This is a genomic window from Kibdelosporangium banguiense, assembly GCF_017876405.1.
In the GTDB taxonomy this organism is placed as follows: domain Bacteria; phylum Actinomycetota; class Actinomycetes; order Mycobacteriales; family Pseudonocardiaceae; genus Kibdelosporangium; species Kibdelosporangium banguiense.
This window is the reverse complement of record NZ_JAGINW010000001.1, coordinates 11069626-11094026: the sequence shown is the minus strand read 5'-3', so window position 1 is coordinate 11094026 and position 24401 is coordinate 11069626. Positions and strand designations below refer to the sequence as shown.

The window sequence follows — 24401 nt, the reverse complement described above, 5'->3', positions numbered from 1 at the left end:
CACGAACCGCGCTGCCGGATGGGCATAGCGCGCCGCGACGAGTGAGGGGAGCCGGCCATGCGTAGTCGCACGGTCGTTGTTGTTCCCCCGTCGCGGTACGAGGTGATCCTGATGTCTTCGGGCCTCCGGTGCGGGCTGCGCGGCCTGCTCCGGACTCCGTGACGAGTTTCCCCAGCCCGCTGGACCCCTTGCTCGTCGCGTGAATCGCGCTGCCATGTTCTCGGATCATTCCCGAAAGGCCATGTGCCGTGCGTACCGACCTACGACAGCTGACCGGCGTTCGCAATCTGGGCATCCTCGCCCATGTCGATGCCGGCAAGACCACCGTCACCGAACGGATTCTCTATGCCACGGGTACCACCTACAAACGTGGTGAGGTCCATGACGGGACGACTGTCACCGACTTCGACTCCCAGGAGCGTGACCGTGGCATCACCATCTTCGCCGCGGCGGTGAGCTGTGACTGGGACTCCCACAGGATCAACCTGATCGACACCCCCGGGCACGTCGACTTCGCCGATGAGGTCGAGCGTTCGTTACGGGTCCTCGACGGCGCGATCGTCGTGTTCGACGCCGTGGCGGGTGTTGAGCCGCAGAGTGAATCGGTGTGGCGGCAGGCTGATCGGCACCGGGTTCCGCGGATCGCCTTCGTCAACAAACTGGACCGTGCAGGTGCTGATCTCGACATGGCTGTGCGGTCGATCCGGGAACGGTTGCATCCCGTTCCACTCGTGGTCCAGTTGCCGATCGGTGTGGAGGACGGCTTCACCGGTGTGGTCGACCTGCTGCGAATGCGGTCGCTGATCTGGGCCGACGGCCGCGAAACGGCCGAGGAAGGCCCGGTTGCGGACGCTCTGCTGGAGGAAGCCCGCCGACGTCGTCGACTGCTTGAGGAGACCGTCGCCGAGTTGCACCCGGTGGCATTGGAGGAGTTCTGTGGACAGTCCACGATTTCCGCGCCGACGCTGGCCGCGGCACTGCGTGACCTGACCCGTACTGGCGAAGGTCTGGTGGTGTTGTCCGGTTCGGCCTACCGCAACCGCGGTATCGAGCCGTTGCTGGACGCCGTCGTGGCCTATCTGCCGTCCCCGCTGGACGTTCCGGCGGTGCGCGGCATCGAAGGCGAGCAACGGGCTGCCGATCCATCGGCGCCGTTCGCCGCTTTGGTGTTCAAAGTGGACTCGACGCCGACCGGCCGGATGACATATCTGCGGGTGTACTCGGGAACGATCCGAAAAGGACAGGAGGTGATGGACGCAGGCGCGCGGCGCACCGAACGGGTTGCCCGGATCCTGCAGGTGCAGGCCGACCGGCACACCGAGCTGGCCCAGGCGGTGGCGGGCGACATCGTCGCTGTCGCCGGAGTCAAGGCCGCCCACGTCGGAGCCACACTCGCCTCGCCTGCTGACCCGTTGGTTCTCGAACCGCCGTCCGTGGCTGATCCTGTTGTCACCGTTGCTGTCGAAGCCCGCAAGAGCTCCGACACCGACCGGTTGGCGTCGGCATTGGCCCGGCTGGCCGAGGAAGATCCGTCCCTTGTGGTCCGTAACGATCCGCAGACCGGTCAGACGGTGCTGTCGGGCATGGGTGAGCTGCATCTGGAGGTCGCGGTGGAGAAGATCCGTCGCAGCCGTGGGCTGGATGTCAGCGTCGGCCGGCCGAGGGTGTCCTACCGGGAGACGGTCGCTCGCGGGGTGTCGGGGCTGGTTTACCGGCACGTCAAGCAAGACGGCGGCGCCGGTCAGTTCGCGCACATCGTCCTCGACGTCGAGCCGTTGGACACGGAGGACTTCGTGTTCGAGTCGACCGTCGTCGGTGGACGGGTGCCGCGCGAGTACGTCCGAGCGGTGGAAGCCGGATGCCGGGACGCGCTGTCCGAGGGACCTCTCGGCGGCCACTCGGTGACCGGGCTGAAGGTCACCCTGACCGACGGCGCGACCCACTCGAAGGACTCGTCGGAGATGGCGTTCCGGACGGCGGGCCGCTTCGGCCTCCGGGAGGCGCTGCGATCCTGCGTGATGCAGCTCCTCGAGCCGGTGGCCGAGGTCGTCGTGACGGTGCCTGATGACGTCGTAGGTGGCGTGCTCGGTGACCTCGCGGCACGCCGCGGCCGGGTGTCGGGTTCGGCCACGCGATCGGGCACGTCCGTGATCACCGCGGTCGTGCCCTTGGCGGAGCTGTTCGGTTACTCGGACAAACTGCGCAGCCGGACGCACGGCCGGGGAAGTTTCACCACCCAGCCGGCCGGTTACGCACCGGCGCCGCAAGAGGCACCGGTCCGGTAGTCCCTGATGGGTTGGCCCTGTCTGACAGGCAGGGCCAACCTTGTCAGGCCATTTGGACTGTCGCGGGTGCGCCGGGACCGGTGATCGGCGGGACCGGAACATCTACGGCGCGAACCAGGCGTGGGCCGTCGGGACCGTATGCCGCGCGTGGTTCGGGGAACAGGAAGAGCAGGGTGAGAAACAGGACGGCGGCGATGGCGATCGACAGGGGAAGGCCGATGTCCACGCCACCGGCCAGATCGCCCAGCGGTCCGACGAACTGCCCGGGGATGTTGGTGAACAGCACGCCCGCGACCGCCGCGACCCACCAGGCGGTCATGCCCCGCCAGTTCCAGCCGTGCGTGAACCAGTACCGGCCGCCACGCTGGCGCCGGTTGAACACCTGCAGCGCCTCCGGGTCGTACCAGCCGCGCCGGGTGAACAGGCCGAGCATCATCACGATCATCCACGGCGTCGTACAGGTGACGATCATGGTGGCGAACGTGGAGATACTGCGGACCAGGTCGAGACCGAAACGGCCGATGAAGATGAAGACGATGGACAGCAGGCCGATGAGCACGGTCGCCTGGACGCGCGACAGGCGCGGGAACACCGACGAGAAGTCCAGGCCGGTGCCGTAGAGCGCCGTGGTCCCGGTGGACATGCCGCCGATCAACGCGAGCAGGCACACCGGCAGGAAGAACCATTGCGGCGCGATCGCCAGCAGGCCGCCGACGAAGTCCGGAGCTGCGGGGTCTACATAGGACGGAGCCTTGGTCGCGATGATGCTGGCTGTCGTCAGGCCGAACACGAACGGTACCAACGTGGCCACTTGGGATAGAAACGCGGCACCGACGACACGGCGGCGCGGCGTGCTCGCCGGGATGTAACGGGACCAGTCGCCGAGGAACGCGCCGAACGAGACCGGATTGGACAGTACGATCAGCGCTGCTCCGATGAACGACGGCCAGAACAGGCTTTGGGTTGCCGCGTCGGCGGTGGGGGAGAAGGTACCGGCGTATGACGGGTCGAAGTCACCCGCGAAAGCCACGGCGCCGAGCACGAAGAGCAGTGTCGCCGACATGACCGCGATCTTGTTGACGAACAACATGAAGCGGAACCCGTAGATACACACGGCGAGCACGAGGAAAGCGAACACCGCATACGCGATCGCGTAGGAAATTGTGCTGCGTGGCAACCCGAGCAGTCGGTTCGCACCGCCGACCAACGCGTCGCCTGAGCTCCATACAGCGAGCGAGAAGAACGCCACCGCAGTGAGCAGCGACAGGAACGAGCCCACAACGCGGCCGTGCACACCCAGGTGAGCTGACGACGAGACAGCGTTGTTCGTGCCGTTGATGGGACCGAAGGCCGCCATCGGGCAGAGGATCAACGCACCGGCGAGCACCCCGAGCAGGGTGGCGGCCAGTCCCTGCCAGAAGGAAAGCCCGAACAGGATCGGAAAAGCGCCGAGGACACAGGTGGCGAACGTGTTCGCGCCGCCGAAGGCGAGCCGGAACAGGTCGAACGGTGTCGCGGTGCGGTCCGCGTCGGGAATCCGCTCGATACCGTGGCTTTCCACCTCGGTCAGTGCTGGCGGGGCTGTGGGGCTCCCGGTCATGATGGTCACCTGCCAAGATCCGGTGCGGCGGTTGTTCGCTCGAACGTAGAGAGCTACGCCACACCGTGCCATTGGGCAAAACCATCAGACCGCGAGTCGCAGTTGGACGAACCATCCAACGGCTCAGCGCCCCCTGGAGTGCTTGATCTTGATGGTGCCCATGCCGACTGTGGCGTGCATGTGCAGGATCGGCATGGCGGGGTCGGGTGCGTCGTTGGCCCTGTTCACCACATTGCCCAGGCCGGTGGTGATGTCTTCCATCCGCACCAGCCACCCTCGTGGCACGATCACCAGGATCGTGCCGGACCCGCAGGTCGCGTGCAGGGTGACGTGCTTGTGCGGGCATCGCGCATGGGTGAAGTCGACGTGGACGGTGCCCATCGTGCATTCCGCGTTGATCCTGCTCGGCACGACCCAGTCGCCGTTCTGCTTCACCGTGCCGGTACGGGTCCGGAGATTCATGGTGTCGTTGGCAGGGGGTCGGGCGGTAGCGGTAGGTGCCTCGGCGTGCACGAGGCCGGGCAGGTCGATCACGACACTGTTCAGTTCGCCGCGGGTGCGTGCGGCCAGCGCCTGGTCGGTGCGTTGAGTGAACTCGTCAAGAGTGAGCATGCCCTGCCCGACCGCTTTCTGCAGCACCTCGGCGATGTGCTGGCGGTCGGCGTCGGAGACCCGGATGTTGCGCGGGTCGAACGCGTACGGCTCGGGCTGGTTGTTCTCACTCACGGACCTACCGTATCTGAGTCCCGCCCGTATTTGAGGAGGGCGCGACCCGGGAAATCAAGGCCCGTTCCACGAGGTGATCGGCTGCGCCGAGGTAACCGTCCGGGTCGAGCAACCGCTTGAGCATGTCGATGTCGAACAGGGCGGCCACGGACGGCTCCTGCGCGAGGTTCTCCGCGAGCGTCGTACCGCCTTCGGTGACACGGCTCGCGGCCGCTGAGACCACGCGTTTTGCCTCGTCTTTGCCCAGGTGCGGGGTCAGATGGGCGGACAGGCGCTCGGCGACGATGGTTCCGTTGGTGATCGCGAGGTTGGCCCGCATCCGGTCGGGGTGGACGCGCAGGCCGGTGATCAACTCTGTGGCGGTGTGCGTGGCCGCGCCGGCCAGGCGCAGGCATTCCCGCAACGGCTGCCACTCGGCATGCCACGTGCCGCCGGACCGCTCGTCCTCGGCGAGCATGCAGTGCGCGAGAGTCGCGACAAGTCCGGGGACCTGCAGGGCTGCGGCGCGGATCATGGTCGCCAGGGCCGGATTCTGCTTCTGCGGCATCGCCGACGAGACACCCCGGCCGGCGGCTGCGGGCTCGCCCAGTTCAGCGACTTCGGTGCGGCACAGGGATTGCACGTCCACAGCGATCTTGCCCAACGCGCCCGTCAGCAACGCGCACCACCCGGCGACATCCAGGAACGGGGTGCGCAACGCGTGCCACGGGACCACGGGTTCGCACAGTCCCATTTCCTGTGCGTACGCGGTAATCAGGTTCGCGGCGTAGTCGTCAGGCAGCACGCCATCGCCGTGCAGGGCCGCGTGTTCCAGGTACGCGGCCATGGTGCCTGCCGCGCCACCGATCTGCACCGGGAGGCTGCTCAGCAGGTGAGCGGCCCTGTCGTCCACTTGGCGCACGAGGTGCAGCCAACCGGCGGCTTTCAGTCCGAATGTCGTGGGCACGGCGTGCTGGGTCAACGTGCGGCCGGGCATGGCCGTCAGCCTGTGCCGGTCGGCCAGTTCCGCCAGGGCGTCGGTCAGCTCGGCGAGGTTCGCGCGGACGAGTTCGAGTACGCGGGCAGCGACCAGGCACGCGGCGGTGTCCAGAATGTCCTGGCTGGTGGAGCCGCGATGGACGTACTGCGCGGCGGCGGGGTCGATCGCGGCGACCCGCGCGGTGAGCTCCTGGACCACCACGACAACCGGATTCGCCGCGCCACGGGACCGGACGGCCAGATCGGCGAGATCGAAACTCTCGGCCCCGGCGACCTTGGTGATCATCTCGGCGGCGCCGGCCGGGACGGTGCCCAGCTTGGCCTGCGCGCGAGCGAGTCCTGCCTCTGCCGCGCACATCGCACGCAGCCAGGCCTCGTCGGAGGTCAGCGTCTCCACCGGAACCCCGGCCCGCACCGGTGACAGCAGGCCTGTGTCGAGGGTCATGCGGATCTCTCCAATATCGCTCTGGCGATCGCGTCGGCGTCCCCGAGGATCGCGGAATCCGAACAGGGCCGGATCCCGACCGCGGTGGCCCAGTGGACCGACTCGGTCGGGACGCCGAGCGCGTACAACCCTTGCGCGGGAACACCATCGGCCGAGATGACCCGGCCGGGCCGGGGCGTCACGTCGAGGCCCCCGGTCTCCAGGAGGCCGCCGTCGGCGTCGGGTACGCGATGCGTCCGGCACAGCCCTGATGCCAGGAGACGTTGGAGTAACTCGTCATCGCTGGTGCGAATGTCGGCACTGGCCATGCGCGCGTCCACGACCACCCGCACGGACACCGACGTCCGCACCACGTCGGACGCGGCGACGAACGTGCCAGTGTCGTCGTCGGCGCGCACGGTGGTGCCGGGACCGAGGACCGTCAACACACCTGCCGAGATCAGCGCGGCCATCTCCTCGATCCGCCGTGCGGGCGGCCCGATGGACAGGAACGCGTTGAGCGGGCTGAACCAGCGTTCAAGGTCGTCGCGGTGGGATCTGCCGTGCAGGCCGCCGTGGTCGACCACGGCTCGGATCTCGTTACGCAAGTCGCGCAGCACATCCAGCGCGGCCTTGACCGGACCTCGGACGTTGCCCTGGGTCGCGTGTTCCACATCGGTGCGCAGGTGCCGCAGCAGCCAGGTCCGGAAGTGCTCGGGCGAGCTGAAAGTCATGCGGCTCAGTGGATTCTCCACCTGCGCCCAGTCCCAGCGCGACCCGACGTGGTACTCGTCGAGCAGTGCGGTCTCCTCCTCGGGAGCGCATTCACGGTAACGACTGGCGAAACGAGCGAGTTCGTCACCGGACAGCATGGGAGACAAGGCCGTTGTGTAGTAAACGGTCTCGACTTCTTTGGCTATCAAGGGCCATAGGTCGGTGCGGAAGTCCACTGGCTGCGACCGCAGGGCCTGCACGACGTCCGCGGACAGCACGACCGGGAGATGACGTCCATGGGCCCCCTTCTGGTTCTCGCCCCGCGCATGCAACGGTAGGCCTCGGCGTGAACCTGCGTACAACGACGGCTCCTCGCCCGATGGGCGGTAGACAAGGACGCCACCGTGACGTACGAACGTCCCGCCGCGAGCTGTCGTCAGTGTCGCCAGATGATCGAAGAAATTCAGGCCGAGTCCGAGCAGGAGTACCGGTTCGCCGGGTTCCACTGAGGACAGATCGGCGTTTCCAGGGTTGCCCGGCGGCATGTACAGCAGGTTGTTCGTGGCGGCGAACGCGCGAAGTTCCTGTTCCCGCGCATTGCTCTGGGCCGGTAAATGGCCCTGTGCAAGGACAACGGCGTTCAGCGAGCTCAGCACTTCACCGTCGGCCAGCCTGACTGTCCATTCGGTCGACTCCTGCGTGACCTCAACAGCCAGCTGCCGATGATGTACGACGCGTACCCCGGAGGGCGCGCGGCGGATCACCTCGTCGAGTGCCCACATCAGATAGTGTCCGTAGAACGCCCTTGTGGCATAGGAATCCGGCCCCAGCGCGCGTGCCTCACTCCTGATCGCGTCGTTCGCGGTGCCAGGGCTCGCTGTCGAGGCGACCGTGCGGGACCATTCGTAGAGCGATGGCCCGATCCGGACCGGGCCCTCCATCCGCACGCTCTCATCGGTGAAAACGGTGACCTGCGAGCAGACTGTGTTCATCAGGAAGTGCGTCGGCTGCTTGGTGTTCCACACCGCGCCGGGGCCGTGTTCGGCGGGATCGGCAAGGTGAATGACCAACCGCTCGTCCGGTGACCGGTTCGAACACAGGCGCTCCAGTACCGAGAGCCCTCTCGGGCCCATTCCCACGATGCAGATCCGGTGTTCTTTCATGGCGTTCCATCCGCAGTGCGGGCACGAATAACCACAAGCGTGCTGGTTCTCGCGTGAGGTTCACGTGAGGAAATCAGTGCCGGAAAGGGTGAACCGGATCGGCTGCCAGTACGTACGAAGTAAAGTGAAACACCGGTTGCACACGGCCGTGCATGATGGCGCGGTCAGCCCCGAACGAGTGTTCGCGGAATTGTACGCGGCGTCCGTGCGCGCATTCTGGCTGGAGCGCGCCTCGCGTTTTTCCTACCTGGGCGATGACACCGGTCCGCTCGCCGAGTTCTGCCGTTACGACGCGCGCAGCGGAGTGCTGGAAGTGGAGCGTGCCGGTCACCCCGTGGCCAGGTCGCACGAGGACGCGGCCGGCTATCTGCGACGAGTCATGACGCAGCGTGAGTGCGTGCCGCCGAAGCTGCCGTTCGACTTCAAGTGCGGCTGGGTCGGCTCGGCGAACGGCAAGTGGTTGTTCACCGATCGGGTGGTCGTCATCGATCACGTCGAGTTCAAGACCTACCTGCTGTGTCTGGCGGAGGACACCTCGTCCGCGCACGCCCAGGCGACGATGTGGCTGGATGTGACGTGCGCGTTCCTGGCGACCTTGACCCTGCACGAAGCGCAACCGACTCCTGTCCGGGAGCGCTGGCTGCTGCGGGATCAAGGTGCGTACATGATGTCCTGGAAGGAGGGATCGCGTGCCGGGAACAGATGACGAGCCGCTGTTGGTGGCCGATTCGTGGCTGGTGCTCGACGGCGCGGTGCGGGCGATGCAACGGCATGTCGACCGGTTCACCCGTTCGTGCCTCGCACTCGGCGTGGTGACCACCGTCGAACTGCAGGAGTTCTGGTCCGCCGCGGTGGCCGGCCTGCCCAGGTCCGGCGCGTGGTTTCCCCGTGCCGAGCTCGTCGCTTCCGGACTTCAGTTGCGGATGCGCCCGGCGCCGGTCCGCGGCGATAGCGTACAGGTATGGGTGCCCGACAAGCCTGACCGGCGCATACACCCCGATCGCAAGGGCCCGGACATCGAGGCGCTGGGTCAGCTGCGCAAGGAAGCCGAGCACCACGGCGCGCAGGAAGCCCTGCTCATGACACCCGATGGTGTTGTCGTGGAGGCGTCGAGTTCGTCTGTTCTGTGGTGGGAGGACGACGTGCTGTGCGCGCCGCCCGAGGGCATCCCTGCCCTGCCGGGGATCACCGCGACGCTGGTCTGGGAGCTGGCGGTGGAACTCGGAATCCCGACCGATCGCCGGGCGCGGCGCCCGGCTGAGCTGTCCGGCAAGGAGGTGTGGCTGCTCAACGCGCTGCATGGCGTGCGGCTCGTCACCGGGTGGGCGGAGGACGCGATCACCCCGGGTGCGGGAACTCGTTTCAGTGAGTGGCGAGAACGTGTCGAGCAGTCACGCGTGCGGCTCGGCGGGCTATGAATATTCCGAATTACCTACCACCCGGGCCGGTGCGGCAATTAGAATTGCGGGTATGCCCCTTCAAGCAGTTGACTCCAGAGTCGACCTGAAAGCGCTTACCGCCGATGTTTCGGCGGCCATGCGTGCCTTGCACCTTTCTTCCGCCGAGGCTGCCCAGCAGGCCGGGCTGAATCCCGCGCTGCTGGAGTTGATCAGGATTCGGGTTTCCCAGATCAATGGCTGCGCATTCTGCTTGGACATGCACACCCGGGACGCTCGGGCAGGCGGTGAGGACGAACGGCGTATCTACGCCCTGAGCGCCTGGCAGGAAAGCCCGTTCTTCACCTCCGGGGAGCGCGCGGCGCTCGGCCTGGCCGAAGCGGTCACCCTGGTCCACGACGGCCGCGTGCCCGACGAGGTCTACCGCGCCGCGACCGAGGAGTTCACCGAGCCGCAGGTCGCCGCACTGATCTGGGTGAGCACAGTCATCAACGCCTACAACCGCATCGCGATCTCGACCCGGATGACCCCTCGCTGAGCCTGACTGACCATTGTGGACTTGACGCTGACGAGGTGAGCGCGCCTGCACCGGGAAACGAGATCTCGTGCAGGCTTGCTCGACATATCGGGCGAACACGAGAATGCGTTGCAACACCGGCAAACGGGACGTTCGGCGTTTTCTGTGACGATGTCCGCGAAGCTGCGGCGAACCATGATCAAAACGACGTAGTCTCACGTCATGTCAAAACTCCACTGGGGCCCGGCCGTCGCACTGCTGGCCGCGTTGTTACCAAGCATCCTGTTACCGGGCACCGCTGCCGCGGCCGGTCCCCGGCACACCGTGATCGCCGCCCCGAGGCCCGAGATCGGGTCTCTCTCCGACGGCGCCAACCCCACCAGCCACGGCTGCTCGGCGAGCATCGTCGCCAGCCCGAAGGGCAACATCATCGTCACCGCCGCGCACTGCGTGGCCGGCAAGCGCAACGTGTTCTTCACGCCCGGGTACCACGACGGCCAGGCCCCGTACGGCACCTGGCAGTCCGCGGCGATCCACATCGACCCCGGCTGGGCCACCAGTAGCGACGTCAAGGTCGCCGGCTCGCCCTACGACTTCGCGTTCGTCGTGCTCCAGCCTCGCAACGGCAAGAACGTCGCCGAAGTCACCGGCGCCTCGCTCAACCTCAAGACCGACGCCACCCTGCCCGTGGACCTGAATGTCTACGGCTATCCGGCGTCCGGGAACCCGAAGTACCAGGACAAGCCCTACGTGTGCGACAGCACCGCCAACAGGGACGGCCAGTACTGGGAAATCCTGCAGTGCACCGGCATCCCTGGCGGCTTCAGCGGTGGTCCCTGGATCGTGGGCGGCAGGGACGTCATCGGTGTCATCGGTGGCAAGGGCCAGAGTCTGCCCGACACCGATCCGCGTAACTACAGCGTCCGCTTCGACAGCCGCGTCAAGGCGTTGTACGACAAGGCTGTCGCCGCACCTGTCCCGCCTGGCAACGGCAATCTCGGTTACCCGCTGGGCAACGGCCCGCTGTGGAAGCACGCCGATCTGATCACGAGCGGTAACTTCACCGGCAGCACCCAGCTCGACATGATCGTCAAGTGGAGCGACGGCGAAGTCACCCTCTACCAGGGCGGATCGAGCACCGACCCGCAGAAGCCGTTCGCAGGCGAAACCCAGCTCGCGGCGCCCAAGAGCACCTGGAGCCACGCCAAGGGCATCGCCACCGTCAACAACGGCGTCGTCGTCACCTGGAGCGACGGCGAAGTCACCTACTACAGCACAGTCACCAAGAGCGGCTTCAGCGGTGAGGTCCAACTCGCCGCGCCCAACGCCCTCTGGCGTGACCACGCCTCCTACATCGCAGGGCTCGGCGGTGACCTCGTTGTTGTCTGGAACGACGGTGAAACCACTCTCTACCAGGGCATCGCCGCCAACGGCATCCGCTCCGAACGCCAACTCGTGGCGCCCAACAGCACGTGGACGCACGCGCAGACGATCTCCGGCGGCAACTGGGTCGGCTCCGGCACCCGGGACCTGCTGGTGCGCTGGAGCGACGGCGAGTTCACCATCTACGGCGACGTTGCCACGGCGGGACTCGGCCAGGAACACCGAGTCCAGGCACCCAACGATCTCTGGACCCACGCGACCGTCACCGCCGGACGTGGCAACGCCATCATCGTCCGCTGGAGCGACGGTGAAGTCAGCCTCTACCCAGGCGTCGACGGGCAGCTGCACCGCGAGATCCAGCTCGTGGTGCCGTAAGGGGATGTGGGCGCTGCCCGACCGTCGGCTCCGACGAGGGTCTGCAATGTTCTTGCAATGCCCAGGCATAACGTCGACGGCACATATCGGGAACGGGGGTTCTCATGGTTCGTGTTGTTTCGACGGCTGTCCTGCTCGCCGGATTGATGGTGGTGCCAACGGCTTCAGCCAGCGCATCGGCCGCGCCCACCTTGTATGTCACGAATGGGGTCAGTAACAACATTTCCGTGTTCACGATCCGGCCGTCCGGTCTCCTCGACCCAGTGGGTGACCCGGTCCCGACACCGGCCCTGCCACGCGGCATCGTCCTCTCACCGAGAGGTGACGTCGCCTACGTGGTCAACGGCGGGGCACATAAAATCTCGTCGTACCGGGTCGGTGTCCGCGGTGAGCTGACGCCGCTCGGTCCGCCCGTCGACACCGTGGACGAACCGTTCGGGATCGCCGTCGCACCTGATAGTCGTGCGGTCTATGTGACGGCCTTCGACGCGACAGTGTCGGCGTTTGCCGTGCGGCGCGATGGCACGCTCGAGCCGATTGGCAAGCCGCTGCTCGTCGATGGGGGCAGGCTGACTGCCAGGGGCGTCACAGTGAGTCCGGACGGTAGGTACGTCTTCGTCAGCACCGGCGACATAGATGACCCCGCGCAGGGCGTGCTCGCGACGTATGCCGTGCGTGCTGATCACACGCTCGAACTGCTGCGCACGAAACAGATCGAGCCGGGCGCGTTCGACATCGGTGTGACGCCGGACGGCCGGTTTCTGTATGTGGCCTGCTCCGGCACGAACCACATCCTGCCGTTCCGAATCGGGCCGGGTGGTGTGCTGAGCCCGCTGGCGGCTGCCTCCGCACCGGAATTCCCGATCTCCGCTGTCATCCACGATCACCTGATGTTCGTCACGGCAGGCGGGGACGACGCCGGCGCAGGCAAGGGTGTGTGGGTCTTCGCGCTTGGCCCCGACGGCACACCGAGGCCGACGGGCAAAGCGCCGGCAGCGGCTGGGGAAGCACCGGTATGGCCGGCGTCCGACGGCCGCCATCTCTATGTGTCGAGCGAGGATCTCAGTGCCGAGTTGTTCGGGTTCGACGTGTCACGCACCGGAGCGTTGACACCGCTGGCTTCCTCGCCGTTCCCGGCCGGCGGCCAACGTTCCATGTACCAGTCGACCGCGATCCGGTACTAGCGGCTGACAGGTCCGGATCGGGCCGCACGGTCGGACGTGACCGAAGTCAGTAACCGGTGACCATTGTGGACACTGGACCGTAGGGGGCCCGCTCCAGCCACTCACCGAACCTGGGTACCACAGGAGCCAGGAGTGCGGCGGTGAGCTGGCGGCCGCGGGCGACGCTGCCGGAGGGGCGCATGTGTTTGAGCGCCGCTCCGGCAGCGGCACTGTTGGACATGGCAGCTGTTCGCCTGCGCTTGGAGAACTCGGAGATCGCGCTCGTGGCAAGCTCGCGCCTGGTATACGCGATCGCTGCGGCTGCCGCGTCCGCGTCGGCGAAGCCGCTGTTCATGCCTCGTGCGCCGAACGGCGGGAACAGATGCGCGGCTTCGCCGACGAGCAGGACGCGACCTGTTTCGTCGGCGAAGCTGTCGGCGATCAGCTGGCGGAACTTGTACACCGAGATCCAGGTGATGCGTTGCTCGTCCACGGCACCGATCACGCCGGGCAGCCACTCCCGCACCGCCTCGGGCGACGCCATGATGTCCGGCCGGTCGTCGGCCTTGCACTGCAGATCCACCTGGAACCCACCGGTGTACGGCACGGTCAGCACGTGCCGGCCGGCCATCGCCGGGTGCCGGTAGTGGAAAACCCGTTCCAGGCACTGTTCTTCGCCGTTGATGTCGATCACCACGTGGAATCCGGGCGAGGTCGAGCCCTGCAGCCCGATCCCGGCCTCCATCCGGATGACCGACCGGGCTCCGTCGGCGGCGACCACATGGCTTGCGGTCCACGAGGTTCCGTCCGCGGTGGAGACGGTCACGTCCGTCGCACGGGGAGCGACGGACGTGACCCTGGAATCCCACTGCACTGTGACTCCGGCCTGAACGCAGGCGTGCAGCAGGATCCGTTCGGTGTCGGCCTGCCGGAGGCTGGTGAACGGCGGCAGGCCGGTTTTCTTGTCGTACGGTGGATAAGTCCGGGCGTACACCTCACGCCCGCGGTACGTCGTGCGGCGCACGTTCCAGATGATTCCGTGTTCCGCCAAGCGTTTGCCGACGCCATCGCGCAGGGACTCGAGTAGTTTCAACGAATCGTGGTGCACGTACAGTGCCCGGCTGCCGGGCCGGACCCGGTCCTGCGAGTCGGCCTCCAGCAGCACCACCGGGATGTCCCGGGCACGCAGAGCCAGCGCCGTGGCCAGACCGACCGGGCCGGCGCCGGCGACGAGTACCGGCCCGTCATCCACCGGCCACCTCCTTCTCAGGGGTGAGCATGTGGGCCAGCGCGACCCGTTTGATCTTCCACGTCGAGGTCCTGGGCAGATCGTCGAAGTCCCACTGCCGCGGCTCGGCCATCTCCGGCAGGTCCGCGGTGGCCGTCCGCCAGCGCTGCGGATCCATCCGCTCCCCGGTCCGGGTGCAGATCACCGGCACGGGCGTACCGGCGAGGCCCGGGATCAGGATGATCTCCCTGAGCTCCTCCAGCCGGGACATCAGCACATCCTCGACCGCGAGGTTGCTGTCCACCGACTCGATCCGGTCGATCTCGCGGTCCACAAGCGACAGAGCGCCCCACTTGTCCTGGTAGCCGAGATCACCCATCCGCCACCACTGCCCGTTGAGCTGGGCGGCATAGCGGTCCTGAGCGCCCTGGTAGGTCAGGATCCGGCCACGAGTCCGGGCTTCGATGTGCCCGACCTCGCCCGGCCGGCACGGCCGGCCGGCGTCGTCGGTGATCCGGATCTTGGTGAATCCGGGGATGCCGAACCCGACCAGGCGCCCGTTGCCGCGGGCGGCGCTGCGCCGGGAGAACCAGCGGAAGGCGACCGGTCCCGTCTCGCTCTGCCCGTAAAGCTGGGAGAGCCACGGCATCGACCGGCGTGACGCGCCGAGCAGGCGTTGCACTGTCCGAGGGTGGATGGCGTCGAACGTGCTACCGAAGCAGCGCACGTTCGCCAGCGGTGACCCGTCGGCGTGCGCCAGATCCTCCCACAGGACAAAGGTGTTCGGGTGGGTCTCGACGACTCCGGGCTGCCACTCGGCGAACAACGGACCGACCGACGCGGGGTCATGGTCGACAAGAAGGAGCAACGGGCTGCCACCACTGAGGAACACGCCCAGCGCGTGATAGAACCGCGAGTGAACAAAGGACATACACAGCGCCGCGGTCTCACCGCGGACCGGCAATGCCATGATCTTCTGCGGGATCAGCCTGTTCCACAACGCTTCCGCGCAGTGCACAGCCAGCTTCGGCACGTCCGTGGTGCCCGAGCTGTGAGTGATGAGCGCGGGCTGCCGCGAGCCGCGCCACGTCGTGGACACCTTGGTCGTCGATGGGGCCGGCGCCAGCGGCACGGTCAGAACGCCTCGGGCGCGGCCGGTGGGGTCGGTCAGCCCGGCGAGTTTGTCCTTGTCAGTGACCAGCCATGGCCGTTCGAGCCTGGTCAGCAGCGTGTCCACCACCGACCCGTCCAGCCCTGGCGACAGCAGTACGGGTACCGCTCCGATGCGCGAGGCCGCACAGGCGAGCAACGCGATGTCGACGTTGTCCGTCTTGTGGATCGCCACCTGCTGGCGGGCGCGGACACCCGCTGTCCACAGCTGGTTGGCAAGGCGTTCGACGATCTCGGCGAACGAGGTGTAGGTGTGCCGCGTGCCTTCCTCGACCGCGACGTCCAGCGGCCGGTCCAGGATCACGGGAACGTCGCCGTGCTTGCCGGCGGCCTGGCGGAACATGTCACCGATGTGGAAGCCACGAGGCATGTCGAACTCCGTTCATCTGGGTTGAGGGGTCACCAGGAGCCGGTGCGCACGACGTGGCGGCGCAGCTTCCCGGACGGGGTACGCGGCAGCCCGGGCACCACCTGGACGCTTCTGGGCACCTTGAACGCGGGCAACTGGGAGCGGACCAGGGCGATCAGGTCGTCTGGCAGTTCGGGGGTGTCGGACGCGACCACGAACGCGCGCAGTTTGGTCGCCTGCCGGTGGTCGCGTACGGCCGCCACGGCCGCCTCACGGACCATCGGATGGGTGAGCAGAACCCGCTCGACTTCAAGGGGCGACAGGGAAATACCGCCGACCATCTCCATGTCGTCGGCCCGGCCGACATGCCGGTAGGCGCCGTCCTCACCAAGGACCGCCCGGTCATGGGTGGCAAGCCAGCCGTCGACAAGGGTCCGCGCGGTGGCTCTCGGCTGGTTGAGGTAGTGCGAGAACAGTGTGGGACCGCGGACCCACAGATCGCCCGCGGAGCCTGGTTCGGCCAGTCCGCCCGCCGGGTCCCGCAGTTGCAGCTCCCAGCCCGGAACGGGTTGTCCGATCGTGCCCGGCACGTTGTGGTCGATTGTGTTGGCGCAGAAGGCGTGCCCGGCCTCGGTCGAGCCGATCTGCTCCAGCGCGGTGAAACCCAGCGCGTCCGGTAGCCGTTCGGCCAACGGGAGCGGCATGGTCTCACCCGCGGACACCGCGGCTCGTACCGAGCGGAAACTGTTGCGTGCGTTGGTTTCGGCGAGCGCGGCATAGGCGGACGGAACTGAGTAGAGGACGCTCACACTGTGGCGTTCCACCAGCTCCGCGATTTCGTGAGCCGCGAGGCGGTGTCTGGAAAGGACACCGGCGGACCCGGAGAACAGGGGGAAGACCAGCGCGTTGCCGAACCCGTAGGCCCAGAACATCTTGGACACCGACAAACTGACGTCATCCGGATGGATGCGCAGCACATCGCCGCCCACGCAGGTGGCGTAGCTGATCGGATGGCCGTGCGCGTGCACCACGCCCTTCGGACGTCCTGTCGTACCGGACGTGTACTGGATGTAGAGGGGCGAGTTCGCACTGACATCGACGGCTTCGCAAGGTGCCGAGTCCGGTGCCTTGGAGCCGACCAGGTGGTCGACATCCAGCCATGTCCGCGAGGTGAACCGGTCGGCCAGAGCCGCCGTGGACAGACATAGCTTCGGATCGCAGTCGGCCAGCAACGTGTTGTGGTCGCCTGTGTTCAACTCCGGGTTCACCAGCACGGCGGTGGCGCCGAGCCGCGCGATCGCCAGGAAGGCCACGACCCACTCGATACTGTCCGGCGCTGCCAGCAGCACTCGGTCACCGGGACGGACGCCGCGTTCGGACAGGACAGTCGCGGTTCGCGCGGCGAGGTCGTGGACCTGGCCGTGGGTCCAGGAAATGTCGTCGGCGATGTAGGCGGTACGTCCCGACCAGTTGTTCTGCCGTGTTCTCGTGGCCAGCAGATCGGCGAAGTTCGATCGGTGTCTCATCAGCCTGCCTCGGTTCCGCTGAGAGTGGCGGCCGGGATGGCCGGACGACGAGGCCGGCGCAGACCCTGCCGACGTGGTTCGGAGGGGATCAGTGTCGTGGGCGGGTACGCGGCGGCTTCCCAGTACGCCCGCACCGGTGCGCCGAGCTTCAGCAACATCTCCCGGTACTCCTCGTCGGGATCGGAGTCCAGCACGATCGCGCCGCCCGCGCCGATGTGGACCTTGCCGCCGGCGAACACGGCCGTCCGGATCACGATGCTCAGGTCGGTGGAACCGTTGCAGCTCAGGAAACCCAGCGCACCGGAGTACACACCGCGGGCCTTGGGCTCCAGGCTGTCGATGATCTCCATGGTCCGTTCCTTCGGCGCGCCGGTCATGGAGCCGCCGGGGAAGCACGCCCGGATGCAGTCGAGCGCGTCCATGCCGGGCGCCAGTTCGCCGCGAACCGTCGACACCAGTTGGTGCACGGTGCTGTAGGTCTCTGTTTTCATCAGGCCCGGCACTTCGACCGTGCCTACCTGGCACACCTGGCCGAGGTCGTTGCGCAGCAGGTCGACGATCATCAGGTTCTCCGCGCGGGTCTTCGCGTCACTCGCGAGCCGGTCGCGCAACTCCGCGTCTTCTTCGGCGGTGGCGCCCCGGCGTGCCGTGCCCTTGATCGGCTTCGCCTCGACCACCCCGTCGGCACCGACCCGCAGGAACCTCTCCGGCGACGAGCCGGCCACGTCGACGTCACCGAACCGCAGGTACGCCGAATGCGGTGCGGGGTTCATCCGTCGCAGCACCCGGTAGTACTCGAACGAGTCGCACACTGCGGGGAACTCCACCGCGGTGGTCAGGCAGATCTCGTAGCTCTCCCCGGCCCGCAGCTCCTCCTGGCACTTCTCGATGTCCGCGCGGTAGCCGCCCGCGTCGCGCAGCAGCCAGCGCTCGGTCACGCCCGGCGCGTCAAGGTCCACTATGGACATCACGGGCTCGTCCAGTGGCATGGAGTGCAGGTTCTCGAGGGTGGCGTCGAGCCAGCCGATCGCCTCCGCCTCGGCGGCGGGGGAGTCCTCAGCCAGGCACAGCGCGTAGGCGGTCTGCTCGACCCGGTCGATGACGACCATGCGGTCGGCGAACAGCCAGCCCGCGTCGGGAGTGTCGCTGCGGTGCGCGGCCTGCCCGCCAAGGGCGGCCTTGAGCTCGTAGCCGAAATAGCCGACATAGCCACAGGTGAAGTCGAACGGCAGATCCGCAGTGGGGAACGCGCGGGCGGCCAGGCCCCGGCGCAGGTAGGTGAAGATGTCCTCCCGGACACGCTCGATCGGCTGGCCCGTGCGCTGCACCTCGATGATGCCGGTGTTCACGTCATAGCTGCAGAACTCGGCCAGCGGTCCAGTGTCGTCGCCCAGGTAGGAGAAGCGGGAGAGCTCGTCGTCGACACCCGCGCCGTCGAGCCAGAACGCTCGCGGTGAGGCCGTGAACAAGCTGGTGAACAACTGCTCCGGAGCAACAGGTCCATTGTGGACTGCATAGTGCAGGCGGTACCGAGGGAGTCGCGCGACTGGGGCAGGCGCCTGCTCGGCCGCCTGCGTGGTCACGACGATCGATGGACGGCTCACATCCTGCGACAGGGTCCGGAAGTTGCCGAGCAGCTCGGTTCCGTGTTCGGTGAGGATCGACTCCGGGTGGAACTGCACGCCCCAGTGCGGCCGCTGCCGGTGCCGCAGGCCCATCACGACGCCGTCCTCGGCCCAGGCCGTGGCCTCGAGGTTCGGCGGCAGTGGCTCCTCGACCGACAGGGAGTGATAGCGCACTGCCGTGAAACCCTGTGGCAGCCCGGCGAACAGCTCACGCCCGTCGTGGCGGACTGATGTCGGATGCCCATGGCGTGGAGCGGGGGCGGAGCCCACCGCCGCGCCGGCGTGCAGCCCGATCGCCTGATGGCCCAGGCAGACGCCGAGTAACGGGAGGTGTTCGTACTGCACGAAGCGGGCCGCGTGCCCCAGGTCCCTGGTGCGCCCCGGGTGACCGGGGCCTGGGGAGATCACCACGTTGTCGAACTCGTCGAAGGACACCCGGGCCAGTGCGGGGTCGTCGTTGCGCAGCACCACCGGCTCGGTCCCGTTCACCCCTGCGATGAGGTGAAAGAGGTTGTACGTGTACGAGTCGTGGTTGTCGATCAGAAGGGTACGCACAGGTCATGCTCCCGGTCTTCGTGAAATAGCGGTATTGCCTGCCACGGCGCTCATCTGCGGGCTCATCTGCGTCCGGAGGGCACCTGGCGGCCCGGCCTCGAGGGCGCGGGCTGGTTGCGGGCGCGATGGGCCGGGGCCCGGTGCCGGGGCCTGTTGGCAGGCAGCGCGGCGGGTGGTGGCATGGCGGGCGGCGGGGTGGGGGCGGGTAGCTGGATCGGGATGGGAATGGTGTCGTCGGATGGCGCCTCGCGGGGTTTGTCGTCCGTAGCCGCACGTGCCGGTTCTGAACGCACCGTTTCCTCGCGTTCGGGTTCCGTGCGGACCGGCTCAGGGGCGGGGACCGGGGCGTTCCCGCGTAGCCACGGACCTAGCAGTTTCATCAGTCGTGGCATGAGCACCCAGGTCATCAGGATGGTCACGATCACGCACAGCACGAATGTCCGGGGGATCAACGACAGGCCAGCGAACTGCGAGACGACGAGGACGTTCGTCCCGAGCACCGCGGGGAACACCGCGATCAGCGTGACCACGGCCATCTTCCAGCGTGGCGGCCCCGGCGGTTTTCCCGGTCCTGGCCCCGGCGCCGTTCTCGATCCTGTTCGGGATTCCGTTCTGGACGCTGCCCTGGCCGCCGGCCTCGGCTCTGATCTGGACCTCCGGTCCGGACCGGAGGTCCGCTGCACGAGGTGCTGCGCGCACTCGTCCAGGACTGTCGCCCACAGGGAGCGTGACGACTCGGCGCGCCAGGCGTCCGCGGCCTCGGCGGAGTCGAAGCGGTAGACGATCTGCCAGACCGAATCGTCCTCGTCGGATTTGCGTAGATCGCCACCGAGATAGCCCCGTGATCTGGCTGCCATGCTCAGCAGACTGTTGGCGGAAATCGTGAAAGTTTCCTTCTTTTCGGCCGTGACCCGGTGGCTGCTGGTGACAACGACAGGATCCTTGGTCGTCATCTAAGGGTCACCTCGTTTTCGCGCGTTTTACCTGCCGAGCAACGATGCGGGGGCGTGCTTCGGCGAGCCTCCGCACCGGACGTGGCAAAGGTGGCTCTCGCTGATCAATACGAGCACCCAGCAGGCTTGGTTCACAGGTCGGAGACAACTTTTTCCGGGCCGTTCGGCTCACGTGGAACACACGCGCGCCGGGTCATGGTTGAGCGGTCGTATTGCGCATCGTGTCGGCGCCATGAAAATTATTTGCCCCGAAAGAGCGGTGAGTAGAAAGATGCGCCCGCGAACAGCGGATATGTGCGGCAGAGATATGTGTTTACCAATCGGTGATGTTGTGCGTGGTGTCACGAATTCACCCCGGAAAGCGGCGCGGCAATGGCACCCGGCGAGCTGGCGAACCCGCTCGGCGGCCCAGCAACCGGACTGGCCGGATCCGTGTGAGCTGGCTCGCGTCCGCACCTTGCTGGGCGCCGCCCCAGCCCTGACCACCCCCGCTGAGGTGCGCGTTCTGCGCCGCGTACTCGCCGGCGTCGGCGAAGGCCGGGCATTCGTCATACAAGGCGGTGACTGTGCCGAACCTTTCGGCGAACAGACAGTGCACGCCGCCAGGGCGAAGCGGCACATCCTCAACATGCTCGCCGACGAGATCAGCCTGCGCCTGGGCGTTCCCGCAGTCGTCGTCGGCCGAGTCGCGGGGCAGTTCGCGAAGCCCCGCTCAGTCCTGTCGGAGGTCGTCGACGGCGAGGAGATGCCGGCGTTCCGGGGACTGGCGGTGAACTCGCCCGAACCGATCGCCAGCGCCCGCCGCGCCTCCCCAGAGCGGATGCTCGCGGCGTACTACTCCGCCCTGGCTGTGCGGACAGAGGTATCCGGTGGCTTGTGGACCAGCCACGAAGCGCTGCTGCTCGACTATGAGGAAGCCCTCGTCAGAACGGACCCACGAAACGACGAGTGGTACCTGTCCTCGGCGCACTTTCCGTGGATCGGCGACCGAACCCGCGAAGTCGGCGGCGCTCACGTGGAGTTCCTCTCCGGCGTGGCGAATCCGGTCGCATGCAAGATCGGTCCGACCGCGAAGCCCGACGGAATCGTCCAACTGTGCGGACGCCTCGACCCGCACCGCACCCCCGGCAAGCTGACCCTCATCTGCCGACTGGGCGCCGGCCAGGTCCGTGATCACCTGCCACGCCTGGTGAAAGCCGTCCGGCAGGCCGGTCACCCCGTCATCTGGCTCTGCGATCCCATGCACGGCAACACATACCGCACCCAACTCGGCCTGAAGACCCGTCAGCTGACCGACATCGTCAGCGAGATCACCGACTGCCGCGAAGTCCTCACCGGCATGGGAGAGTGGCTCGGCGGCCTGCACCTCGAGGTAGCAGGCGAAAACGTGACCGAATGCGTAGGCGAAGACGTCACAGAGGACGACCTCACGAAGCGATACACCTCGCTGTGCGATCCCCGCCTGAACGACAGCCAGGCCATGTCCCTGGTCTCACTCTTCGACAACGGTTTGTGAGGTTCAGCCGGCCGCGGATTGGCTGTGCGGCCGGCTGAGGTCGCTCAGGATCAGGCGGCTGCGCAGGTGGGGGTCAGGTCGCCGGCGGAACCTGTGCCCTGGAAGCCCCATTCGGTGTACTGGCCCGCGTTGAGGCGGCCGTTGTAGGCGACGTTCGTCCACTGGATGGCGCCTGTGGTGCCGCTACGGTTGACGTTCCACGAGTTGGTGACTGTGGCGCCGCTGGGCAATGTGAGTGACACGGTCCAGCTGTTGATGGCCGTGGAGCCCGCGGTGACACGGATTGTGGCGACAAAGCCGCCATTCCAAGCGTTCAATGAGACAGCTGCGGTACAACCGCCAGGCGGAGGTGGCGGTGGGGGCGGGGGAGTGGTGCCGCCGTTCAGTGCGCTGAGGACGGCGTCGTAGGCGGGTTTCTTGCCGCCGCTGTTGTTGAACAGCAAGGGGGTTTGGCTGGCGCGCCAGGAGTCGCTGTCGCGGATGCCCCAGACGGTGAGGCCGTTGCAGCGGGCTACGGCGAGGCAGTCTTTGACGACGTTGCCGTAGGTCGTGGGGGAGGCGCCTTCGATGTCGAGTTCGGTGATCTGCACATCGACGCCCAGCGCTGCTAAACTCGACAGGGTGGTGCGGTAGTTGGCTGGGTAGGGCGAGTTGTTGTTGAAGTGGGATTGCAGGCCTACGCAGTCGATGGGGACGCCGCGGGTTTTGAAGTCCTGTACGAGGCGGTAGACGGCCTGGGTTTTGGCGTGGCTCCAGTCGTCGGTGTTGTAGTCGTTGTAACAGAGTTTGGCATCGGGGTCTGCGGCGCGTGCGGCGCGGAAGGCGGCTTCGATCCAGTCGTTTCCGGTGCGTTGCAGGTTGGAGTCGCGGCGGGCGCCGCTGTTGCCGTCGGCGAAGGCTTCGTTGACGACGTCCCAGGAGTAGATCTTGCCGCGGTAGTAGGTCGCGACCTGGGTGATGTGGTTGAGCATGGCCTGGCGCAGGGCGCTGCCGCTCATGTTCTGCATCCAGCCTGGTTGCTGGGAGTGCCAGGCCAGGGTGTGGCCGCGCACCCGCATTCCTTGGGAGCGGGCGTGGTTGACGATGCGATCGGCGTTGCCGTACGAGAACTGGTTCTGGTTCGGTTCGGTGGCGTCGATCTTCATCTCGTTCTCGGGCGTCACCATGTTGAATTCACGATTCAATATGCCCGTGTAGACCGAATCGCTCAGCTTGTAGGCCGCGACCGCGGCGCCGAAGTACCGGCCGCTCTCCGCCGCCGAAGCGCCCAACGTGGTACCGGCACTGGCAACACCCGGAAATGCGACGGCGGTCGCACACAGTAACCCGGCCATGACCAAGGCCCTACTTCGGTTCACCGTCCTGCCGGCGACGGTGACAGCAGTTCTGGACATCACTTCCTCCAACTCGACTTTCTTCGGCGCGGACAGAGCCGCGCGGCAGGGGTTCGAAAGTTTCGAGATAATCTGTGACGCTTTCGTAAGGTATGACGCAGGCGGTGACCCGTCAAGAACGATGCCAGGAGTTATCCAGTTCGAAAGTATCGGCGATGTCTGGCAGTGTCTGTCCTGTCAGGACTGTGATCAGCCGTGGCGTCCACTTCGGACGGCCGCAATTTCGCTGTTTTGGAAACCGGCGAACCACTCGAGGACGCTAATGCCGGATGGTTTCTGGCCGATTTTCCTGCCAGGGGACGTCGTCCCCGGAGTGGGGAGGGCCGAGCTGTGCCGTTGAAATCGTATGGAGTGCTGTCCGGGCGCGTGGTGAACACCCGCCGGGAGGGAAGCACGGACACGCCGCACTATCAGATAGAAGTCGTCGACGACGATGCGGTCCACTACCGCGTGGCCGTGAACGTCCGGTCCCAGCAGATGCCGTCCGAGCTGCTTTACCATGTGGCAGACGACTTCCGGCATCCCATCACGGACGCACTGCCCGAGCCCGGTTCCGGATGGACGGTTCTGCCGTCCAAGCCCGGCGGTGCCAGCCTCGACTTCATCAGAGGCAATCTCTTCGACCCCAAGACGTTAAGACTGCTCCCGCCGGATCTGGCCGGCCCGGACAACGATCTGGCCGACCTGTTCGATCACTACGTTCAGCGAGCGCAGCAGGACCCGAACGCGCACCTGTACGTCTTCGGCGAACGATGGGGCCCCGAGAACAACGTGCCGGACAAGATCTTCGGCTTCCGTCCGGGCAACGGCGTGCACGACATCCACATGAACCAGGGCAACAGCGCCCAGTTCCGCCGCGACAACGGAGTCTGGCAGGACGGCGGCCTGCTGATCCGCTTCGGCGGGGAGTCTCGCTGGGTGGCGATGTTCCTCGCCTTCCAAAGCCAGTCCTGGCACACGGACGACCGCACAGGCCATGCCCTCGACGGCGAACCCGACCGCTCGGCAAGAGAGATCGTCCGAATCGTCGGCGCCCTGGTCAACCCGGTCGGCCCCGCCCCCGAAACCGAGACCGTGACGTTGATCAACGCCTCCCCTGCCCCGGTCGACCTCACCGGCTGGCAGCTGGTGGACAGGGCAAAGACCGCAAGCCCGATCCCATCTCAAACTCTCGCACCCGGCGTCACACTGAAGGTCGAACTCACCAACGGAATGAAGCTCGGCAACAACGGCGGCGCAATCACGCTCCTCGACGCCAAAGGCATCAAGATCCACGGCGTCTCCTACACCGCCGACCAAAGTCATGACGAAGGCTGGACCGTAGTCTTCTAGTGACTGCGATCCCCGCCCGTCGGCTCGT

Annotated in this window: 18 protein-coding genes; 8 read left to right on the top strand and 10 right to left on the bottom strand. The window is 66.7% G+C overall.

The genetic code is table 11. The features are described from left to right. Nucleotides 1–248 precede the first annotated feature (248 nt). The gene (gene fusA, locus JOF56_RS49600) at nucleotides 249–2285 is read left to right on the top strand and encodes an elongation factor G (RefSeq protein WP_209646411.1); all 2037 of its coding nucleotides are present in this window, start codon (nucleotides 249–251) and stop codon (nucleotides 2283–2285) included. A 43-nt stretch (nucleotides 2286–2328) separates the two neighbouring features. Here fusA and JOF56_RS49595 read toward each other — a convergent pair whose 3' ends face one another. The 4 genes from JOF56_RS49595 to JOF56_RS49580 all read right to left on the bottom strand — a co-directional run bounded on the left by JOF56_RS49595 (nucleotide 2329) and on the right by JOF56_RS49580 (nucleotide 7890). Continuing rightward, nucleotides 2329–3885 carry a purine-cytosine permease family protein gene (locus JOF56_RS49595; protein WP_209646410.1) on the bottom strand — a complete coding sequence of 519 codons (1557 nt, stop codon included), beginning with the start codon at nucleotides 3883–3885 and terminating at the stop codon, nucleotides 2329–2331. 123 nt (nucleotides 3886–4008) lie between these two features. Continuing rightward, nucleotides 4009–4611, bottom strand: coding sequence for a DUF1707 SHOCT-like domain-containing protein (locus JOF56_RS49590; protein ID WP_209646409.1), 603 nt, complete (start codon nucleotides 4609–4611; stop codon nucleotides 4009–4011). Between the two features lie 4 nt (nucleotides 4612–4615). Continuing rightward, nucleotides 4616–6034 (bottom strand): nitrosuccinate lyase, encoded by a 1419-nt coding sequence (locus JOF56_RS49585; protein ID WP_209646408.1) that lies wholly within the window; start codon nucleotides 6032–6034, stop codon nucleotides 4616–4618. After that, nucleotides 6031–7890 carry an FAD/NAD(P)-binding protein gene (locus JOF56_RS49580; protein ID WP_209646407.1) on the bottom strand — a complete coding sequence of 620 codons (1860 nt, stop codon included), beginning with the start codon at nucleotides 7888–7890 and terminating at the stop codon, nucleotides 6031–6033. The genes JOF56_RS49585 and JOF56_RS49580 overlap by 4 nt, the downstream gene beginning before the upstream one ends. Before the next feature lie 76 nt (nucleotides 7891–7966). Here JOF56_RS49580 and JOF56_RS49575 point away from each other — a divergent pair, with 76 nt between their 5' ends. From JOF56_RS49575 to JOF56_RS49555, 5 genes are all read left to right on the top strand, one after another. Further along, nucleotides 7967–8596: a hypothetical protein gene (locus JOF56_RS49575; protein WP_209646406.1), complete on the top strand. Its 630-nt coding sequence runs from the start codon at nucleotides 7967–7969 to the stop codon at nucleotides 8594–8596. Then, entirely contained in the window at nucleotides 8580–9308 is a 729-nt protein-coding gene (locus tag JOF56_RS49570; protein ID WP_209646405.1) for an aminotransferase class IV, read from the top strand. Before JOF56_RS49575 ends, JOF56_RS49570 begins: the two co-directional genes overlap by 17 nt. A gap of 52 nt (nucleotides 9309–9360) precedes the next feature. Next, nucleotides 9361–9825: a carboxymuconolactone decarboxylase family protein gene (locus JOF56_RS49565; protein WP_209646404.1), complete on the top strand. Its 465-nt coding sequence runs from the start codon at nucleotides 9361–9363 to the stop codon at nucleotides 9823–9825. Between the two features lie 201 nt (nucleotides 9826–10026). Further along, nucleotides 10027–11562 carry a trypsin-like serine peptidase gene (locus JOF56_RS49560; protein WP_209646403.1) on the top strand — a complete coding sequence of 512 codons (1536 nt, stop codon included), beginning with the start codon at nucleotides 10027–10029 and terminating at the stop codon, nucleotides 11560–11562. Nucleotides 11563–11789: 227 nt separating this feature from the next. Next, nucleotides 11790–12746, top strand: coding sequence for a lactonase family protein (locus JOF56_RS49555; protein WP_209646402.1), 957 nt, complete (start codon nucleotides 11790–11792; stop codon nucleotides 12744–12746). A gap of 46 nt (nucleotides 12747–12792) precedes the next feature. Here JOF56_RS49555 and JOF56_RS49550 read toward each other — a convergent pair whose 3' ends face one another. The 5 genes from JOF56_RS49550 to JOF56_RS49530 form a co-directional block, all read right to left on the bottom strand. Then, entirely contained in the window at nucleotides 12793–13977 is a 1185-nt protein-coding gene (locus JOF56_RS49550; protein ID WP_307855622.1) for an FAD-dependent monooxygenase, read from the bottom strand. Further along, a complete protein-coding gene (locus JOF56_RS49545; RefSeq protein WP_209646401.1) occupies nucleotides 13970–15493 on the bottom strand; it encodes a class I adenylate-forming enzyme family protein in 1524 nt (507 codons plus the stop codon). Before JOF56_RS49545 ends, JOF56_RS49550 begins: the two co-directional genes overlap by 8 nt. A gap of 29 nt (nucleotides 15494–15522) precedes the next feature. Beyond that, a complete protein-coding gene (locus JOF56_RS49540; RefSeq protein WP_209646400.1) occupies nucleotides 15523–16998 on the bottom strand; it encodes an AMP-binding protein in 1476 nt (491 codons plus the stop codon). Beyond that, on the bottom strand, nucleotides 16998–19178 hold the full coding sequence (gene pabB, locus JOF56_RS49535) for an aminodeoxychorismate synthase component I (protein ID WP_209646399.1): 2181 nt from the start codon (nucleotides 19176–19178) through the stop codon (nucleotides 16998–17000). Before pabB ends, JOF56_RS49540 begins: the two co-directional genes overlap by 1 nt. Before the next feature lie 62 nt (nucleotides 19179–19240). Continuing rightward, complete coding sequence (locus tag JOF56_RS49530; protein WP_209646398.1) at nucleotides 19241–20131, bottom strand: antibiotic biosynthesis monooxygenase; 891 nt, start codon at nucleotides 20129–20131, stop codon at nucleotides 19241–19243. Nucleotides 20132–20462: 331 nt separating this feature from the next. Between JOF56_RS49530 and JOF56_RS49525 the strand changes: the two genes are divergently transcribed. Further along, a complete protein-coding gene (locus JOF56_RS49525) occupies nucleotides 20463–21647 on the top strand; it encodes a 3-deoxy-7-phosphoheptulonate synthase (protein ID WP_307855621.1) in 1185 nt (394 codons plus the stop codon). Between the two features lie 50 nt (nucleotides 21648–21697). On the opposite strand, the gene JOF56_RS49520 is transcribed toward JOF56_RS49525, so the two are convergent. Next, complete coding sequence (locus tag JOF56_RS49520; RefSeq protein WP_209646396.1) at nucleotides 21698–23041, bottom strand: glycoside hydrolase family 10 protein; 1344 nt, start codon at nucleotides 23039–23041, stop codon at nucleotides 21698–21700. A gap of 330 nt (nucleotides 23042–23371) precedes the next feature. On the opposite strand from JOF56_RS49520, the gene JOF56_RS49515 reads away from it, so the two are divergent. Further along, complete coding sequence (locus JOF56_RS49515) at nucleotides 23372–24373, top strand: DUF2278 family protein (protein ID WP_307855620.1); 1002 nt, start codon at nucleotides 23372–23374, stop codon at nucleotides 24371–24373. The last annotated feature ends 28 nt before the right edge of the window (nucleotides 24374–24401 follow it).

Bases quoted from the DNA above. Each gene is read 5' to 3' on its own strand.
- JOF56_RS49595 (WP_209646410.1), bottom strand. From the start codon at position 3,885: ATGACCGGGAGCCCCACAGCCCCGCCAGCACTGACCGAGGTGGAAAGC.
- JOF56_RS49585 (WP_209646408.1), bottom strand. From the start codon at position 6,034: ATGACCCTCGACACAGGCCTGCTGTCACCGGTGCGGGCCGGGGTTCCG.
- JOF56_RS49580 (WP_209646407.1), bottom strand. From the start codon at position 7,890: ATGAAAGAACACCGGATCTGCATCGTGGGAATGGGCCCGAGAGGGCTC.
- JOF56_RS49565 (WP_209646404.1), top strand. From the start codon at position 9,361: ATGCCCCTTCAAGCAGTTGACTCCAGAGTCGACCTGAAAGCGCTTACC.
- JOF56_RS49560 (WP_209646403.1), top strand. From the start codon at position 10,027: ATGTCAAAACTCCACTGGGGCCCGGCCGTCGCACTGCTGGCCGCGTTG.
- JOF56_RS49545 (WP_209646401.1), bottom strand. From the start codon at position 15,493: ATGCCTCGTGGCTTCCACATCGGTGACATGTTCCGCCAGGCCGCCGGC.
- JOF56_RS49540 (WP_209646400.1), bottom strand. From the start codon at position 16,998: ATGAGACACCGATCGAACTTCGCCGATCTGCTGGCCACGAGAACACGG.
- JOF56_RS49530 (WP_209646398.1), bottom strand. From the start codon at position 20,131: ATGACGACCAAGGATCCTGTCGTTGTCACCAGCAGCCACCGGGTCACG.
- JOF56_RS49520 (WP_209646396.1), bottom strand. From the start codon at position 23,041: ATGTCCAGAACTGCTGTCACCGTCGCCGGCAGGACGGTGAACCGAAGT.